Raw genomic sequence first — 16,822 nt, 5'->3', positions numbered from 1 at the left:
GGTGACTGCAGCAGTCGCAACACCGCCGATCTCTGGAACATCATTCGTCCCGGTAATCGTCACCGTGACCGTCTGACTGGCACTGCCATCCGCTGAGGTCGCAGTGAATGACTCGGTCAGCGTTTGGCCAGCCCCTAACTGCTGGATGGCCGTTTGTGCATTGTTCGCTGTGTAAGTCCAGGCCCCATCGGCGGCCAGGGTAAAGGTACCGTAAGTCCCTGCCACAGAAGGCTGGGCAATAAAACTGGATTGCCCGGCATCCACATCGACAATGGTCAACCTACCGCTGCTGGCCAGATTATTGTTGGCAACATTCGTATCTTCGGTGACTGCAGCAGTCGCAACACCGCCGATCTGCGCTACACTATTGATCCCTGTAATGGAAGGGATATTTCCCGCAGCTGTAGCTGCATCTACTTCAGCCAGAATAGCTTCTTGGCCTGGTGGTAAAAGAATATTTGGAATTTCTGTTCCATTTAATTCTTGAATATTGGCGCTAAAAGTATCAAATCCAGCTGTCACACTTCCAACTCCATAGGTTGGCTCATAGACAAAAGTGCTGCCACCGCTACCTAAAACAGGTCCTTCCCCCGCTGCAGTTTCCTCTAGAGTTTCAAGTAAAGCTACTGGATCAATGCCATTATCAACCGCTTTTTGGATTAAATTTGCAATATCAGCTTGAGAGCTCTGCGAAATACTTTTCAGTAAAGGAGAAATACCATCTAAATTAAAAGGAGTATTAATTGCTAGTTTAAAATCCCCTAATTCAACGGCATGGAGGAGTGCATCACCGCTCAATAAGAGCAGCTGCTCTCCTTTCATTACATGCGTGCCATTCTTTGCGATGGATAATTGGCCACCCGCATTACTTTTAATTAATAGTCCGTTAAGAGAATCAACAATCCCAGGTATCGTTTTACTCATCTCTGACATCCCCAAAACTGGACATTTTTTCTGGGTCGTGATGAACCAGTTACTATTAAGTACCGTACTAATTACTTTATCTTACAAGTATAGCTTCAATTTTAGTTCAATTTTTGAACCATTTAAAACTTATTTGTAATTATTTGGTTAAGAAAGGTTCAACATCACTGAGATAACATCCTTGGCCCCATTTTAGATGTATGTTGTTTATTGCTTGCCACTGTGTTTCTGTTTCTATTTGGGTTGCAATAACTTGAATATCTAAGGTACAAGCCATTTCATTGAAATAGTGCAGTAAAAACTGTTTGTTTTGGTTTTCGGCCAGATCATAAGTTAAACTACCATGCAATTTTAGGTAAGTAATAGGCAGCTCACTCAGATAATGCATTGGCGAAAAATGAATTCCCGCTTGATCAACACCTACTTTTATATGTAATTTTTGTAACAGCTTTACAAAAGACATCACTTTTTCAAAATGTACTAGTACGAACTGTTCATTAAATTCAATAAAGAGATTACTACGTGACTCAATTGAGAGCGTTTCAAGTTTTTTAATATAATCAGTCCGATAATCTTCGTTTGTTACTGTCTCTTGAGTCAAATTTAATGCAATTTTTGTATGACTTAAAAGATCGGCAGCAATAATTTTTGTTAAAACAAACTGATCTATTAAATAAGCAATTCCAGCTTTTTCGGCGATGGGTATGAAATATCCAGCAAATACTTGCTGTCCATGCTCGTTAATGCGGACAAACAATTCCTGATGATAATTTTCTCTACTAGAAGTTACCCATTGAGAAAAAAGAGATATTCTGCCTTCAGATATGGCAGCCATGATACCCTTATTATCAAGATTTATTTTATAGGGTATGGCTATGTTAGCATCAAACGCTATCCCTTTAGCTTCTTCCCTTGCTTTTTTTAGTACCAGATCAGTTTCAGTAAGCAAAGTGCTAACAGACTGATGCAAAGAATAAGAAGAAGCTGCAATAAATACGTTGCATACACTATTATTAAATAATTTACGAACATTGAGATTAAACTCATTACAACGCTTTATAAATAAATCCGGATCATTTTCTCTAACAAGCAAACCAAAGTTACTACCACTAATTCTTGCCATACAGATAATCATTGCGGATGGCCAAAAATTTACACAGGCCTTTGCTACATCCTGAATAATTTTATCTCCTGCCTGATACCCTTGTTTTTTATTTAATGGCTCTAACCCATCAATGGCCAGGATTACAAGAAAACCTGGTGTAAACTCTTCTTCATTACTTAGTAATGCCGTTGTTTGTTGCAAAAAATAACGTCGATTACCTAAATCAGTTAACGGGTCTTGAAAAGACTGATGGCGTAACATTTCCAATTGTTGCATCTGTTCTTGAAATAATCGCTTAATACGCATCACCATTTGATTCATTGCAAGAGTAACTTTTTTTAATTCCGGTGTTTTGGGGATAATAGTTTCAATAGGAAATTCCCCTTCACAAATGGCATTAGCCTGATCCCTCACTCGTTTTAAAGGTTTCAGCAGCCATTGAATGAATACATAAACAATTAACAGCGAAATCAGTGCAAATAAAAGATACCAATAAACCAATTCCACCGCATTATGCCAGAGTGCGTTAAAGGCATAATTACAATCACTTGCTACAAAAATTTCCCCTACCTGATTCCATCCTCGCATCACAATAGAGGATTGGACAGAAGCCGGCCATTTAATCAGACGAATAAACCATGAAGGAACGTCCTGCTCTTTTGGAGAGGAATAACGGGATACCAATAACTCGCCATTTAGATCGCGAACTTCAATCAAAGCAAAGTAACCTCGATCAAAGACTGCTTCAACCATCGAAAGCATCAGTGCTTTATCTTTACTATTTAAAGCTTGTGATAAAGATAAACCGAGAGAGGTTGCAGTATCTTGTGCATTACTATTCATCTGTTGGATGAAATAATTACGCTCATTATTTAAAGTAATCAAATAGGTGCCAATAAAAATTAACATTAATAAACTAAGCACACCCAAAGCCATCTTCTTGGTTAATGTCATGCTAATCACCCTTTTTTTGCATTCTTTCTATCAGATCCCGCCATTTAGATAATCTAGCCGAATCACCCAATGGCTTATCATTTCCGCGTTGTTTTGCCAACCATAATCCTTCACCGTTAAAACTATAAACAGGGATTAAATCAGGCCTTTTTGAAGCGGGTAAAATCTTTCCCGTTAAATTATCAAGTATTAACGGTTCCAAATCGGGCTTTGCATAATAAGCCAAAACCATATGAGCTCGATTGAACTCAACAGATTTAACATAGGTAATACGTAAAGTCTGTATGGGAACTCCTAAAGCAAGTAGTGTAAAATATTTTGCAATAGAGAAATCCTCACAATCCCCACCGCCATCAGCAATAAATTCATCGGGAGTTTTCCAATAATCAGTAGTTCCTTGATAACTCTCATCTTGTTCAAAGGTAAATTGATTAAAAAAATCATTCACCGCTTTCAGCTTATTATTTAAAGACTGGCTACGATAATTAATTATTAGTTGTTTCCATGCTGTAAAACGGCGTTTGGCGGGATCTTTAGAGTCTTGTTGCCTCATCACAATCTCTTTATGAGAGGCAACCGAATGACTGTATTTAGAAAAACTATTCTGAGGTGCAAGAAAAAAGAGTAAAAACAACAGCCCAGCCAAGGTATTAGCTACATTTTGGTTCTTGCCTGTAGGTAACCAGTATTCCTTGTACATGCGCTATTTCCTTCAACCTCTCCATACCATTCCCTGCATGGCCACGGTACTCATAAGGACCCACCACCACATTAAAGCAATCTGTACATTTGCTCAGTGACTCTATGCATGCTGCAAATCCAAGGTTGCGTAAACGGTTTTTCAATGCAATGGCATCTGCCTTTAACTTTAGACGCCCTGCAGAAACATACCAAATTCTTGGCGTCACACCAGGCGGTGGAGTCGTATTTTTTGCGATTATTGCTTTCGTTAAGGGAGTCGTATCCATATTCTTTACTGGTTGCGCCAGATATAAAGACCTGTCCGTTGTATCCGGATAGGGTAATTCATCCATCGCTTTGTTCAACAGTATATGCGTCTGGGCTGAACTGAAAACATCATTGTTCACCACGTTTTGCGGTAAGCGCATCTTCAGATAACACAGCAACCGACCCATGCCATTGAGCAACCGGTAACGACTATAAACTTCGTCGTTGATTCCACGGGCCAGCTCTATTTGTGACTGATAGTACTCATTTTGAGAATCCAGCAAATCCAGAAGTGTTCTTTTGCCAACCTTAAACTGCTCTTGATAAGCACTGCGAGTCTCTCTTGATGCAACAACATGGCGACGTAGCGGATTTAAACGCAAACCGGAGGCTGTCCACGCATTCCAGGACAAACGCACCGACTCCTTCATATCGATCAAAGCCTTATTCTTCAATTCATAGGCTTCTTGAACCTCATAGGCGGTCTGACGTACATTCGCATCATCTGAGCCGCCACGAAACAAATTATAGTTCATCCGAATCATCGCCATCCGGTCATTATTCGGCCCTACCAATCCATCCAGGTTACGGTTTTGGGATGCACTCAATACAAAGTCAACACGTGGATAATAAGCTGCGCGCGCAACATCATATTGCGATTTCGCTTCTTTCACATCCGCATAGGTCGAACGAACAGTTGGATGGTTATCTAACCCTCGCTCTATCGCCTCACCTAATGAACGAGGCAAATCTTGATGTGTCGGTACACGCGGCCACACCAATTTCCCGGGCCACTTCCCTACAACCTTCGCATAATTAATCCGTGCTTCCTGCAAGTTCGCCTCTGCACTGATTTTATTCGATTCCGCCAAGGCCAGGCGCGCATCAGCTTGATCTACCTCTGCCTCGCGGGATACCCCTGCTTCACTCCGCTCTTTTATCATGCCAAAAACTGCACGATGCGCATGATAGTTGGTGATCGCATACCCATATAATTTTTCGTGGAGAATCACCAGCAAATAGCGATTTATGATTTCTAGCGCCAAATCTTCCGCCACGCCTTGCGTTTTTAATTCCTGCGCTTGATACAAACTCTTCGTCCGTTTGACTTCATTAACTATACCGCCGCCAGCAAACAGATTTTGCTTTAACTCAATGTAGGATTCCGTACGATTTAATATCCTGATACCAGGGCCATCAATCGCTTCTGTCGTCGGGTTATCACTCCTTTCTCGACCAAAGCCCGCATTTGCATCGATAGTCGGCCACCAGCCTCCCCGAGCCTTATCTATCCCTTGACGCGCTGATAGCTGCTTCGCCGTGTTATACAGAACATCAGGGTTAGAAATCATCCCGTGTTGCACTGCTTCATTTAATGTATCCGCTCTTAATGGAGAGGTTGCAACAATAGCCAATACCAGTAAGCAATACCTCATTCATCCATCCTCTTCTTCCTAAATGCCTTCATTTATCCCAATAAGCTAATGCATCCCCCCCTAACATCAACTTATTTTTCCTATAAATTTTAGTCTGTTATCATTAGATAACTTCTCTTGCCCAATTCATAAAAACATAATGCAAAATGATTTAACTGCTCTCACTGTCACTCAACTTAACCAACAAGTCCGATCCTGGCTAGAGCTGGAAATGGGGAATGTTACGGTTACAGGTGAATTATCTAATTTAAGTAAACCTGGTTCCGGGCATTTTTATTTTACCCTAAAAGATCCTACTGCCCAGTTACGTTGTGTTTATTTCCGTAACCACCACAATAGCATGAGTAAAAATTTTCAGGATGGCCAGCAAGTCCTTGCCCAAGGTAAATTAAGCTTGTATGAGGCGCGAGGTGATTACCAACTGATCGTCTACTCCTTGAATGAAGCTGGTTTGGGTGCACTCTACCGTCAATTTGAGGAGTTGAAAGCAAAACTTCAAGCACAAGGTTTATTTGCACAAGACAAAAAAAAGAGCATTCCACGCTACCCTACTATCATTGGAATCATTACCTCTGCAACAGGAGCCGCTCTTCGCGATATCCTCATTACTTTAGCACGGCGCTTTCCTCTGGCGGCCGTTAAAATTTATGCGAGTGAAGTTCAAGGTAGGGATGCAGCCAAACAGCTTGTTAAAGCGATCAAAAAAGCTAATCAAGACAAAAATTCCGATGTTCTGATTTTAGCGCGTGGAGGTGGTAGTATAGAAGATCTCTGGGCTTTTAATGACGAGCAATTAGCCTTGGCAATCAGGGGCAGTATCATACCAATTGTCTCAGGAGTTGGACACGAAACTGATTTCACTATTGCTGATTTTGTTGCCGATTTGCGAGCTGCAACACCAACAGCAGCAGCCGAGGCTGTTACACCCAACCAGTTTGATTTATTAAACACGCTTATTTCTCTTGAGCAACGAATGTTACGAGCAATAACCCGCTTTATTCAACATAAACAATTGTTACTCTCTCATTGCACTACCAAAATCTTATCACCAGAACGGTTAATTAATAAGCATTACCAGACGCTCGATTATCTCGAACGACACCTCAATCAAGGCTTACGAAATTTAGTAAATCAGAAAAAGAATCATCTCCATTTACTAATAACTAATCTTCATGCAAAAAATCCGACAATCCTTTTACAGCAATCCAAAACAAAATTACAATATCTTGAACAACAACTCACCCACAATCTACTTGCCAAAGTAAATGGATTAAAGCAAATTTTTTCTTCCCGTTTGGCAACATTGCATGCAGTGAGCCCTCTAGCTACACTGGAAAGAGGTTATGCTATCGCAACTCATGATAAAACCATTCTTTTCGATAGCAACCAGGTCAAAAAAGGCGATAGTATTGAGTTAAGATTGGCAAAAGGACGTCTCATGTGTGAAGTCATTAATAATGAGGATTAAAGGATGAAAAATTTTTCTCAGCGTTTAACGATTGGTTTGATGTTTGTTTTTTTCCTAATGAACGCCACATGCGCCGCTTTGCCCTATCAGCTCCCAGAAAATCATTCAGTCAATGGCGGTCTAACCATTATTCCAATTGACATTAAACAAAAACCTGAAGCCTACTACGACAACAAAAAAATTGCTGTTATGCCAAGTACACAATCCAATCAATGGCTACTGATTGTCGGAATCCCTTTGGACAAAGAAGACGCTATTCAAAACCTTATTATCACCAAACCCTACAAAGCCACTATTCCTTTTCATGTCACTGATAAATTTTATAGTACCCAGTATTTGACGATTGCAAACAAACGCAAAGTTGATCCCTACGAAGAAGATAAACAACGAATAGATAATGAAACGAGAGAAATGGCTACTCTTTTTGCCAAATTTACTCCTGCTAATCCTTTCGCCGAAGGTTTTAAGGCTCCAGCGCATGGTCCTATTACCGGTCTATTTGGCTTAAAACGACTATACAATAATCAGCCGCGCCCACCTCACTCTGGTTTAGACATTGGAGCCCCAGAAAATACGCCTGTCCATACGATCGCCAAAGGAGAAGTAGTAGCTACCAACGATTATTTTTTTACAGGTAATACTGTTATTGTTGATCACGGCATGGGCGTTTTTTCTCTCTATGCACATTTGAAGCGCATCGATGTCAAAAAGGGAGATGTTTTGAACCAAGGACAACAAGTCGGCATCGTTGGTCAAACCGGCCGAGCAACTGGACCACATTTACACTGGTCAATGGTAATGAATCAAACCTTAGTTGATCCCCTTCTTTTTGTGCCCGTCCGTATCATAACGGCTGTACCCAAACCAGCCGAGGTAAAAACACCCATAAACCCAGCGAATTAATACTATGCTCGAGCAACTTAATACCAGCCTGGCTTTGATTATTAGTCAGACACAACAAAATCTGAAGATCCTGGCTATTATCCTCTTTCTGCCATGGCTCGTTTACTTCATAAATTTCTTCCTTGGCAAGCGCTTACTTTATTTGGGCATCATTCCCAGGCACATGGTTGGTCTACCCGGTATATTATTTTCACCGCTGCTGCACCTTAACTTTAATCATCTTTTTTTCAATTCAATTCCACTGTTAGTATTAAGCAATTTTGTTTTGATTAATGGCTTGACTTATTTTTTATGGGTTACCCTGGTTATTACTATTATTAGTGGTTTTTTAACCTGGTGCTTTGCAAAATCCGGCATACATGTCGGTGCCAGTGGTTTGATTACCGGCTATTGGGGATTACTTGTCACCGACATTTTGCAGCAAGGTACTCTTACCGCGATCATTCTCGGTGTAATAAGTTTGTATTATTTCGCTGGTATTTTTCTAGGTGTATTTCCCGGGAAAAAAGGCGTCTCCTGGGAAGGCCATTTATTCGGTTTACTAGCAGGTTTAATAACCAGCTATCTACCTCATTCTTTCCTTATCTCTTAAACCCAAAGAAGGATCAAAAACAAGCCTTGGCCTGCATGCCGATATAATACTCATCCCACAAACCACACGTTATAAGAGTCGCTGCTTTGGAGCTTTTATAGTATACTCTTGCCCCTTAAAACATACTGGCGGCTTGTACACCTCATGGCGACAACACTACTTAGTTATCCAAAAATTGACACAAAACAGACCTGGGGACAGTTATACGGCTGCAGTCTACCTCTAGCAGTGGCTGAGTATTGCCGTCAGGAAACAGGCGTCAAGCTGATAATTGCACCTGATAATTTAACAGCTGCCCAGCTACTTAACGAGTTACGTTTTTTTCTTACTGATTTCACCACGCAGGAATTACTATTTTTCCCCGATTGGGAAACCCTGCCTTATGATCAATTTTCCCCACATCAGGACATTATTTCTGAACGTTTATCAACTCTAAGTCGTTTACAACAAACCGCCAATGCAATCGTGATTAGTTCTGCCAGTACGTTGATGCATCGTCTTTGCCCACCCCAATTTTTACATCACCATGCCCTCCTCTTAAAAGAAGGACAGACCCTGAATTTAGAGCAATTCCGACATCAGTTACAACAAGCCGGCTACCACTGCGTCAATAAAGTATTAGAACATGGTGAGTTTGCCATTCGTGGCGCTATTATTGATGTCTTTCCTATGGGAAGCAACATACCCTTTCGAATAGAACTATTCGATAATGTCATTGATAGTCTCCGACAATTTGATACTGAATCACAACGAACTGTAGCTAAAATTACCGATATCCATGTTTTACCAGCACGTGAATTTCCTTTAAATGAAAAAAGCATAACCCTATTCCGCCGCGCATTTAGGGAGCAATTTCCTGGAAATCCAAGTCAGTGTCCAGTCTACGAAGCTGTAAGTGATGGACAATACCCTTCCGGTATTGAGTATTACTTGCCTTTGTTTTTCGATAAAACAACTACCTTTTTCGATTATCTTCCAACCGATGCCAGCGTTTTTTTGATTGAAGAAATCCAGCAACAGGCGGAGCAATTCTGGCAGGAATTAACAACCCGTTATGAACAACGAAGCTACGATATTTCCCGTCCCATTTTAAAACCTAATGCGTGTTTTTTGACCCCTACGGAATTACTAACTCTGGCTAACCAATATCAGCAAATACGTTGTTACCACAAAGCAGTTGAAAAAAAGGGGGCTATAAATTTCAACATTAACAAAGCGCCGTCTCTTGCTTTAGAGCGTCAAAGTACCCAACCACTCCTTAATTTGAGTAATTACCTCGCAGATAAAAGTAGACGCTATTTATTAGTCGTTGAAAGTGCTGGGCGACGCGAGGTTTTGCTGGATTTACTTAGACAAGGCGATATAACCGCCAAAATACAACCCTCTTGGCAATCATTTATCAATGACAAAGAAACCATTAACATCATTACCGGCCCTTTGATTTATGGCACAGAGTTAATTGAACAACAAATTGCTGTTATCGTTGAAGCCCAACTCTTTGGAGAACAGGCGACTCCTCAACGACGCAGCACCCAAAAAGCAGTTGATCCCGATTTAATCATTCGTAATTTGGCTGAACTACGCATAGATACTCCGGTTGTACATTTACAATTTGGTGTCGGCCGCTACCAGGGACTCAAAACCATTGAAAGCAATGGCATTGCCAATGAGTTTCTCATCCTGGCCTATGCTGGTGATGATAAAATATATGTCCCAGTCACCTCACTTCATCTCATTAGTCGTTATACAGGCCTGGATAGTGAGCATGCTCCACTGCACAAGCTGGGTAGTGATCAATGGCAAAAAGAAAAGAAGAAAGCGGCTGAAAAAATTCATGATATAGCCATTGAATTATTAGAAATTTATGCCAAACGCGAAGCTAAACCAGGTTATGTTTATCAATTTGATGCTAGTGATTATCAACGTTTTGCCAGTGGCTTCCCCTTTGCGGAAACAACGGATCAACTACGTGCTATTGAGCAAATTATCCAAGATATGCAGTCACCTCGTCCTATGGATCGATTAATCTGCGGGGATGTCGGTTTTGGTAAAACTGAAGTAGCTATGCGGGCTGCCTTCCTGGCAGTACAAAACAGTAAACAAGTTTGTGTTCTCGTTCCAACTACTTTGCTCGCCGGGCAACATTTTGAGAATTTCCGCGATCGTTTTGCTCAATTCCCTATCAATATAGAATTGTTATCTCGTTTTCGTAGCGGCAAAGAAGCCGAAAAAGTAATTGAGTCATTAAAAAATGGTCAGGTAGATATCGTTATCGGTACTCATAAGCTTTTTTCCAAAGATATCCAGTTTAAAAATTTAGGCTTACTGGTGATTGATGAAGAGCATCGCTTTGGTGTCAAGCAGAAAGAACATATACGTTCCTTACGCACACACGTTGATATTCTATCAATGACTGCTACACCTATCCCGCGAACACTCAACATGGCGATGGCCGGTATACGCGATATTTCCCTGATCGCAACACCGCCTGCCAAACGGTTGGCAATTAAAACATTTTGGCAAGAAAAAAATAACGCCATCCTTCGTGAAGCCATCTTGCGCGAAATTTTGCGCGGTGGCCAGGTTTATTTTCTCCATAACAATGTCCAAACGATCGAACGCGTAAGCCAGGATTTACAAGAACTTGTTCCCGAGGCAAAAATTCGCAGTGCTCACGGTCAGATGCGTGAGCGTGAACTAGAACGCATTATGTCCGATTTTTATCATCATCGATTTAATGTGCTAGTTTGTACCACCATTATAGAAACAGGCATTGATATCCCGACTGCCAACACCATCATTATCGATAGAGCAGATAAGTTTGGTTTAGCACAATTACATCAATTACGTGGCCGCGTTGGCCGTTCTCATCATCAAGCTTATGCCTATCTCCTCACGCCCAATGAAAAATCATTAACTGCTGATGCTGTTAAACGATTAGAGGCCATTGTTTCTCTAGAGGATTTGGGTGCAGGCTTCACTTTAGCAACTCATGATTTAGAAATTCGCGGGGCTGGTGAATTATTAGGAGAAGAGCAAAGTGGTAATATCCATGCTGTAGGTTTCAGTTTGTTTATGGAAATGCTGGACAGAGCCGTCAGTGATTTAAAAGCAGGAAAAACTCCTGAATTAGCGGCACCAATCCAGCAAGGTCCAGAAATTGATCTACGTTTAAGCGCAATTATTCCCGAAGATTATATCAGTGATGTGCATACCCGGCTCATTATGTACAAACGGATAGCGAATGCGAAAGACAAACAGCAATTACGTGAGTTGCAAATTGAAATGATTGATCGCTTTGGCTTACTTCCCCAACCAGCCAAGCAATTATTGCTAATTACAGAATTAAAATTATTGGCAACCCAATTAGCGATTAATAAAATTAATTCAGCCCAACAGACAGGCAAGATTGAATTTGGTGAGAAACCCGCAATTGATCCAGGCGTTTTGATCAACTTGATTCAACTACAAGCAAAACGCTACCAAATGGAAGGTCCTACCCGCTTGCGTTTTACTTTGGATAGTACCTCCCCAGAAGAACGTATTCATGAGATTCAAGCTTTATTAATGAAGCTGGCTAATAAATCTGGTGAGTAATCTAGGCCCAAATAATGAGGTTATGATCTGTAATTGCTTTCTGTATTAAGTCTTGATAGGTTGACTCCACAACAGGACGCTTAACCTTCAATGTTGGCGTAAGCAGTCCATTCTCAGGTGTCCATGCCTCTTGCAAAATAATCACATGGCAAATTTTTTCATAACTGACAAGTTCACTATTAATTTTATGTAAATCTTCTTGCAGGCTCTTCTTTATTTGTTCCTTATCCTGACTCCTCCCTGATTCACTTAAGGTAATTAGTAAAACGTTATGAGGTAACTCCTTGCCAACCATACAAAGCTGCTCTATGAATTGATTTGATGAAAATCGTTTCTCAATAGCTGCCGGAGCAATGAATTCTCCTTTTTGATTTTTGAAATTCTCAGATAAACGCCCTAGTATTTTTACATTGTTGTGCTCATCGAGTTCAACTATATCACCGGTATGCAGCCATCCATCGCTGGTAAAAGCAGCTTTGGTTGCAGCTTCCTCTTTAAAATATTCCTTCATCAAACAAGGCGACTTAAGAAGTAACTCGTTATCATCACCAAGTTTAATCTCCACGTATTTTCTTGGTGTACCCACATAACCAGGACGGCGTCGTTCTAAAGTAGAAAAAGTAGCATAAGCCAGATTTTCGGTTTGTCCGTAGCCCTCTTGAATATGGATATCTAGCTTGTCAAAAAAACTAAGAATTGATAAGGGCAAATGTGAAGCGCCAGAAAAACTATTAGTGCAGCGGCCAAGGCCAAGCTGGTGCTTAATTTTCTTTTTGATTAAAAAAGAAATGCCAGGTGTTTTAAGCAAAAAATTCAAAATCACAGGAGATAGTTTCTGCTCTATTTTTTGCTGAAAAACCCCCCAAATCCGCGGAACTGCAGTAAAAAAGGTGGGTTCAGCTTCGCGCAAATTCTCAATAAACTTATCCAGGCCTTCAACGAAAGACACATCACAGGGTATCGTGATACTCCCTAATTGGATTGCTGAACGTTCATACACGTGAGCTAGAGGTAAATAAGACATAAAATGATAGTAAGTCACCTTATTAATACGCTGAATATCTTCAGGAAAAATTTTTAGGTAATTAGCAATTGTTTCGTGCGTATAAACCGCACCTTTAGGCAGCCCAGAAGTCCCTGAAGAATAAATAATCGTGAATAGGTCATCTGGAGATGAGTCCACAATATCTGTTAAAGGCTCTTTGGCGAGAATATCTGCCCAATGGTGACTGGTATTGAGTTTAGGATGATAATCAAAATTTACTGTGGGTAAATCGGCGGGAATATAGCTACGAACTCGCACACAATCATCTAACTTTCCAATAAATACCAGTTTTACTTCTGCGTGCTTTAAAACATATTCAATGCTGTCATGGTGCTGATTTGCAAATAAAGGTACGCTGGCCATACCTGCCAAACTAATACCAAAATCAGTAATAAACCATTCGGCACAATTTTTGGAAAAAATAGCAATATGGTCACCTTTTTTAAGACCAGCATCCTGCAAAAAACGGGCAACTTGCCTGGCTTGGCGAATAACCATCTGCCATGTAAATTCATGCCACCTTCCATTACGAGGTTGCCTTAAATAGACTTTTTCACCATGCTTTTTTTCGTTTTCTAATAAAAGTTGGTTAAGCGAATTTTGTAATAATTTTTTTGCCATAGCCTGGCCTTAAACGCTTTTTAATTATTATTTTAGTATCAGAACTCTAAAAACCCCAACTTTGCTCTTTAATATTAACTTAACTCGATAGAATAACTATTTTCTATAAAAAATGCTGTTTACATTGCACTAAATTAAAAGCTTAGGGTTTTAACAGGGAACCACGTAGGTCGGACCCAGGCCTAACAAGCTGTTTGGCAAAGTCCAACCTATATTTACTTAAGCAATTGAAGGTGATTCTGTTAATTGATGCTCTCTATCTTTAACGGCAAGCTCTTCACTGCCTTTTGCCAATTTTCGGTAAGCTTGCCTATGCTGCTTATGACCGAATATACCATAGCTATCTAACTGTCTATTTAAGGAACCGTCTAATCTTGTTCCTACTTCTCTACGTATTATTATTGGTTTACCCAAAACTTCACGCAAATAATCTACTATCGCTATCTGCTCAGTGGTGTTGGCTTTTCGAAGCGCTAACTCTAGTACAGGTTTTCGGGGTTTATTATCTGATAATAAACTACAAAAAACTTGCACCAAAGCAATTTGTTTGCCTTTTACAGCAGATAATAAACCTTGTTCAACTATACGTCGCGAAGGAGCATTGGTGGGCAAATTACAAAGATACAATGCCGCTAGTGTATCACCTAATTTAATGGCTACCTGCAGAGCATTTTCAATCGCTTGGCGACTGGGCGGATTGCTTAAATTACAGAAAAACTGCATAGCCGTTGCCTGCTGTGATTTAACTGCTGACAATATCCCAAAATCAACTGCGCCCTGTAAAAAGCGATTTGTTGGTAAACTGCAAAAATAAGCTATAACGTCTTGTTTCCCTGCTTTTATAGATGCTTGTAAAGCTTTTCCCTGAACTTGTGGACTTGGTCTATTTAATTCTAAATTTGATAAATATTTTACTAGAGGCAAATGACCATTTGCCGCAGCCTCAATTAAGGCCGATTCAATAACCGATCGGCTCAAGGGATTATCCTCTAAACCGCAAAAATAGCTTATAAACTCAAGATTTCCAACCCGAGCCATTTTATTTATTACTCGTTCGATCACTATTTGGCGAGGTGCATTATTTTCTAACCTGTAAAGACGTTTAGCCAACTCCAAACAATTAGTTTCCGCCGCATGCTCAAACATTTTTTCAATTTGCAATTGCGAGGGTGCGTTGGCTGATAAGGAACAAAAATATTCAGCTAAATCCCAATGCTCTAACTTGGCTGCAAGTCTAAATCCTCTTTCAATAACTTCTTTACTTAAAGAATTACCTGTCAACTGGCAAAGATAGCGCACCACACTAATACGATTATTGGTAATTGCACCCTGAAGTGCTTTTTCTAAAATTTTTTTAGGAGGTAAGGGATTATCGTCATTACAAAAGACTTGTACAGCCGTGAGCTGCCCCTGCTCAGCAGCCTGAATTAAAACAGTACAAATTGTTCTTCGTGTGAATAATTTAATTGTATCAGCACAAAGGTAATTGACCACAGGCCAATGACCACCCTCGGCTGCAAGCAACAGCGCTTTATTCATCACAGACTTACTTTGTTGTTTTATTTCTGCAATGTTCGTAAGAAGTCCCAAATTGCCTTGTCTGGCTGCTTTAAGGAAAGCTGTCTCACCACCATACTCTCTCACCCTCCAATTGTGACGTTGAATAGGAGCGGCCTCAAGCTTATCGATAATGGTATTTCTAATTAATTCGTCATCAATTGCCGTCAGGATTTCAAGTAAGACACGCTCATATTCACTAATATCTTCCGATGGTTGTGTTGGCGATTGTAATGACAATAATTCAATAAAGGCATTAATATCAAAAGCACTGCCCTGCTTTTTAAAACAAGCTTGGGCAATCCGAATATACAAAGTATATTTATCATAAAAATCAAATTTGGCCTGAGAATTGAGGTAAGTTAAAGTCTGCAATTTCCGCGATACCTCGAACCAGGTGTCTTCAATTAACTGATAACTTTCAATAGTCAGTGAACTCTGTTCAGTAGCTTTGCCAATGCATTCTTCAAGCTGTTGCTGTAACTCTGCGGAACGACGAGCCAGGTGAATAGCCCATCCAGGGTATCTTTTTAATTGTCGCATCAACTCTATATCATCAGCCAAGTGAGAGTGATCGAAAAGCTTCTCAATAACTGCATCAAATACCTGACCTACAGAAGGATGATGATGCTTCAATAAGACAGCAAGCATAGCCAGTAGTTGGGCAATTACATCTGGTCCTGAAGCGCCTGAAATATTAATTTGCTGAATATACTTCTCAACATTGACTGATTTTATCTGTTCAAACAAGGCGGGTTTATAAGGCAATAAATGCAGGATTGAACCACTATTTAATGCAATCAACTGCTCAACGGTGGATTCCTCTACTAATTGAGCCAGCTCTTTCAAAAATGCAGGTTGTCCTACAGCAATAAGATTAATAAGAGCCGGTAATTCTTTGGTTAACATACTTTCATGATTCAGGCTACGCTTTAAAGCATTCAGCCAATTTTCATTCTCAGGTACTGTAGGCGTTATTACCGCAGCAAATAAGAAGGGTTGACCGAATAACTTAGAAAGTGCGGCAAAATTTTCTTCCGTGGGTGTAAAATCCAAGGGGGCAGCCGACACTTGCACCGACAGAAGTTCCTCTTCTCTATGTAAGGCGCCATCTAAGCTATAAGACTCAAATCCACGCTCATCACAACTTACCTTGCCTGCCTGAACAACCAATTTTTTTGCTTCAGGAAATTGGGCTAGAAGCACATATAATTGACGGATAGCACTTTCTTCCTGATCGAGAGTAAATAGATGATATCTTAGAAAATCATGTAGTAAATTCGTTCTTAGAATTGCCCTTGAAGAAACTCCCTGCTGTAACAGCCACAATAATAAAGCTGCAAATTTTTCAACGTCATACAATTCCGTTTTAAATAACTCGCTAATTCCCAGCGCATTTTTCTGTTGAGCTAATTCCTCTGAAAAAAACGCTAGATATGTTTCGACAGATTTGACTGCCCCAGCAAGTTTAATGTCAGCCAACTCCTTCGCTACCTGGCGATTTATTTCCTCGCAATCTTTAAATAAAGCTTTATTTTCTTCATAAAAATTTAATGCCTTGGTCTTATCTTCTTGCAACAAAGCCAGAGTTATTGTCAATTCTGGTGTATGAGCAAAATATCATCAAGCGGCCTTCCAGTCCGATTGTTCAACAACCTGCACTCCGTCTTCA

Annotated in this window: 10 protein-coding genes; 4 read left to right on the top strand and 6 right to left on the bottom strand. The window is 40.3% G+C overall.

Annotated elements, in window-relative coordinates; translation table 11 throughout:
- The 4 genes from Lfee_RS02780 to Lfee_RS02765 all read right to left on the bottom strand — a co-directional run.
- On the bottom strand, positions 1–924 hold a 924-nt coding region (locus Lfee_RS02780), incomplete at its 3' end, for a VCBS domain-containing protein (protein WP_202972484.1).
- Positions 925–1,063: 139 nt separating this feature from the next.
- Positions 1,064–2,983 (bottom strand): bifunctional diguanylate cyclase/phosphodiesterase, encoded by a 1,920-nt coding sequence (locus Lfee_RS02775; protein ID WP_058443767.1) that lies wholly within the window; start codon positions 2,981–2,983, stop codon positions 1,064–1,066.
- A gap of 1 nt (position 2,984) precedes the next feature.
- Positions 2,985–3,683: a transglutaminase-like cysteine peptidase gene (locus tag Lfee_RS02770; protein ID WP_082646555.1), complete on the bottom strand. Its 699-nt coding sequence runs from the start codon at positions 3,681–3,683 to the stop codon at positions 2,985–2,987.
- Positions 3,634–5,367, bottom strand: coding sequence for a TolC family outer membrane protein (locus tag Lfee_RS02765; protein ID WP_058443766.1), 1,734 nt, complete (start codon positions 5,365–5,367; stop codon positions 3,634–3,636). Before Lfee_RS02765 ends, Lfee_RS02770 begins: the two co-directional genes overlap by 50 nt.
- A gap of 139 nt (positions 5,368–5,506) precedes the next feature.
- On the opposite strand from Lfee_RS02765, the gene xseA reads away from it, so the two are divergent.
- The 4 genes from xseA (at position 5,507) to mfd (ending at position 11,927) form a co-directional block, all read left to right on the top strand.
- Positions 5,507–6,835 (top strand): exodeoxyribonuclease VII large subunit, encoded by a 1,329-nt coding sequence (xseA, locus tag Lfee_RS02760; RefSeq protein WP_058443765.1) that lies wholly within the window; start codon positions 5,507–5,509, stop codon positions 6,833–6,835.
- Positions 6,836–6,838: 3 nt separating this feature from the next.
- Complete coding sequence (locus tag Lfee_RS02755) at positions 6,839–7,738, top strand: peptidoglycan DD-metalloendopeptidase family protein (protein WP_058443764.1); 900 nt, start codon at positions 6,839–6,841, stop codon at positions 7,736–7,738.
- A gap of 4 nt (positions 7,739–7,742) precedes the next feature.
- Positions 7,743–8,330 carry a rhomboid family intramembrane serine protease gene (locus tag Lfee_RS02750; RefSeq protein WP_058443763.1) on the top strand — a complete coding sequence of 196 codons (588 nt, stop codon included), beginning with the start codon at positions 7,743–7,745 and terminating at the stop codon, positions 8,328–8,330.
- Between the two features lie 144 nt (positions 8,331–8,474).
- Entirely contained in the window at positions 8,475–11,927 is a 3,453-nt protein-coding gene (gene mfd / locus Lfee_RS02745) for a transcription-repair coupling factor (protein WP_058443762.1), read from the top strand.
- A gap of 1 nt (position 11,928) precedes the next feature.
- On the opposite strand, the gene Lfee_RS02740 is transcribed toward mfd, so the two are convergent.
- Together Lfee_RS02740 and Lfee_RS02735 are read right to left on the bottom strand one after the other, a co-directional pair.
- Positions 11,929–13,593: an AMP-binding protein gene (locus Lfee_RS02740; protein WP_058443761.1), complete on the bottom strand. Its 1,665-nt coding sequence runs from the start codon at positions 13,591–13,593 to the stop codon at positions 11,929–11,931.
- Between the two features lie 219 nt (positions 13,594–13,812).
- Complete coding sequence (locus Lfee_RS02735) at positions 13,813–16,749, bottom strand: hypothetical protein (protein WP_058443760.1); 2,937 nt, start codon at positions 16,747–16,749, stop codon at positions 13,813–13,815.
- Positions 16,750–16,822: the final 73 nt, after the last annotated feature.

Source organism: Legionella feeleii, from assembly GCF_001467625.1.
Taxonomy (GTDB): domain Bacteria; phylum Pseudomonadota; class Gammaproteobacteria; order Legionellales; family Legionellaceae; genus Tatlockia; species Tatlockia feeleii.
Note: the sequence above shows the minus strand (reverse complement) of the source record. Positions and strands in the feature narration are given on the sequence as shown.

Bases quoted from the DNA above. Each gene is read 5' to 3' on its own strand.
- Lfee_RS02775 (WP_058443767.1), bottom strand. From the start codon at position 2,983: ATGACATTAACCAAGAAGATGGCTTTGGGTGTGCTTAGTTTATTAATG.
- Lfee_RS02770 (WP_082646555.1), bottom strand. From the start codon at position 3,683: ATGTACAAGGAATACTGGTTACCTACAGGCAAGAACCAAAATGTAGCT.
- Lfee_RS02765 (WP_058443766.1), bottom strand. From the start codon at position 5,367: ATGAGGTATTGCTTACTGGTATTGGCTATTGTTGCAACCTCTCCATTA.
- xseA (WP_058443765.1), top strand. From the start codon at position 5,507: ATGCAAAATGATTTAACTGCTCTCACTGTCACTCAACTTAACCAACAA.
- Lfee_RS02755 (WP_058443764.1), top strand. From the start codon at position 6,839: ATGAAAAATTTTTCTCAGCGTTTAACGATTGGTTTGATGTTTGTTTTT.
- Lfee_RS02750 (WP_058443763.1), top strand. From the start codon at position 7,743: ATGCTCGAGCAACTTAATACCAGCCTGGCTTTGATTATTAGTCAGACA.
- mfd (WP_058443762.1), top strand. From the start codon at position 8,475: ATGGCGACAACACTACTTAGTTATCCAAAAATTGACACAAAACAGACC.
- Lfee_RS02740 (WP_058443761.1), bottom strand. From the start codon at position 13,593: ATGGCAAAAAAATTATTACAAAATTCGCTTAACCAACTTTTATTAGAA.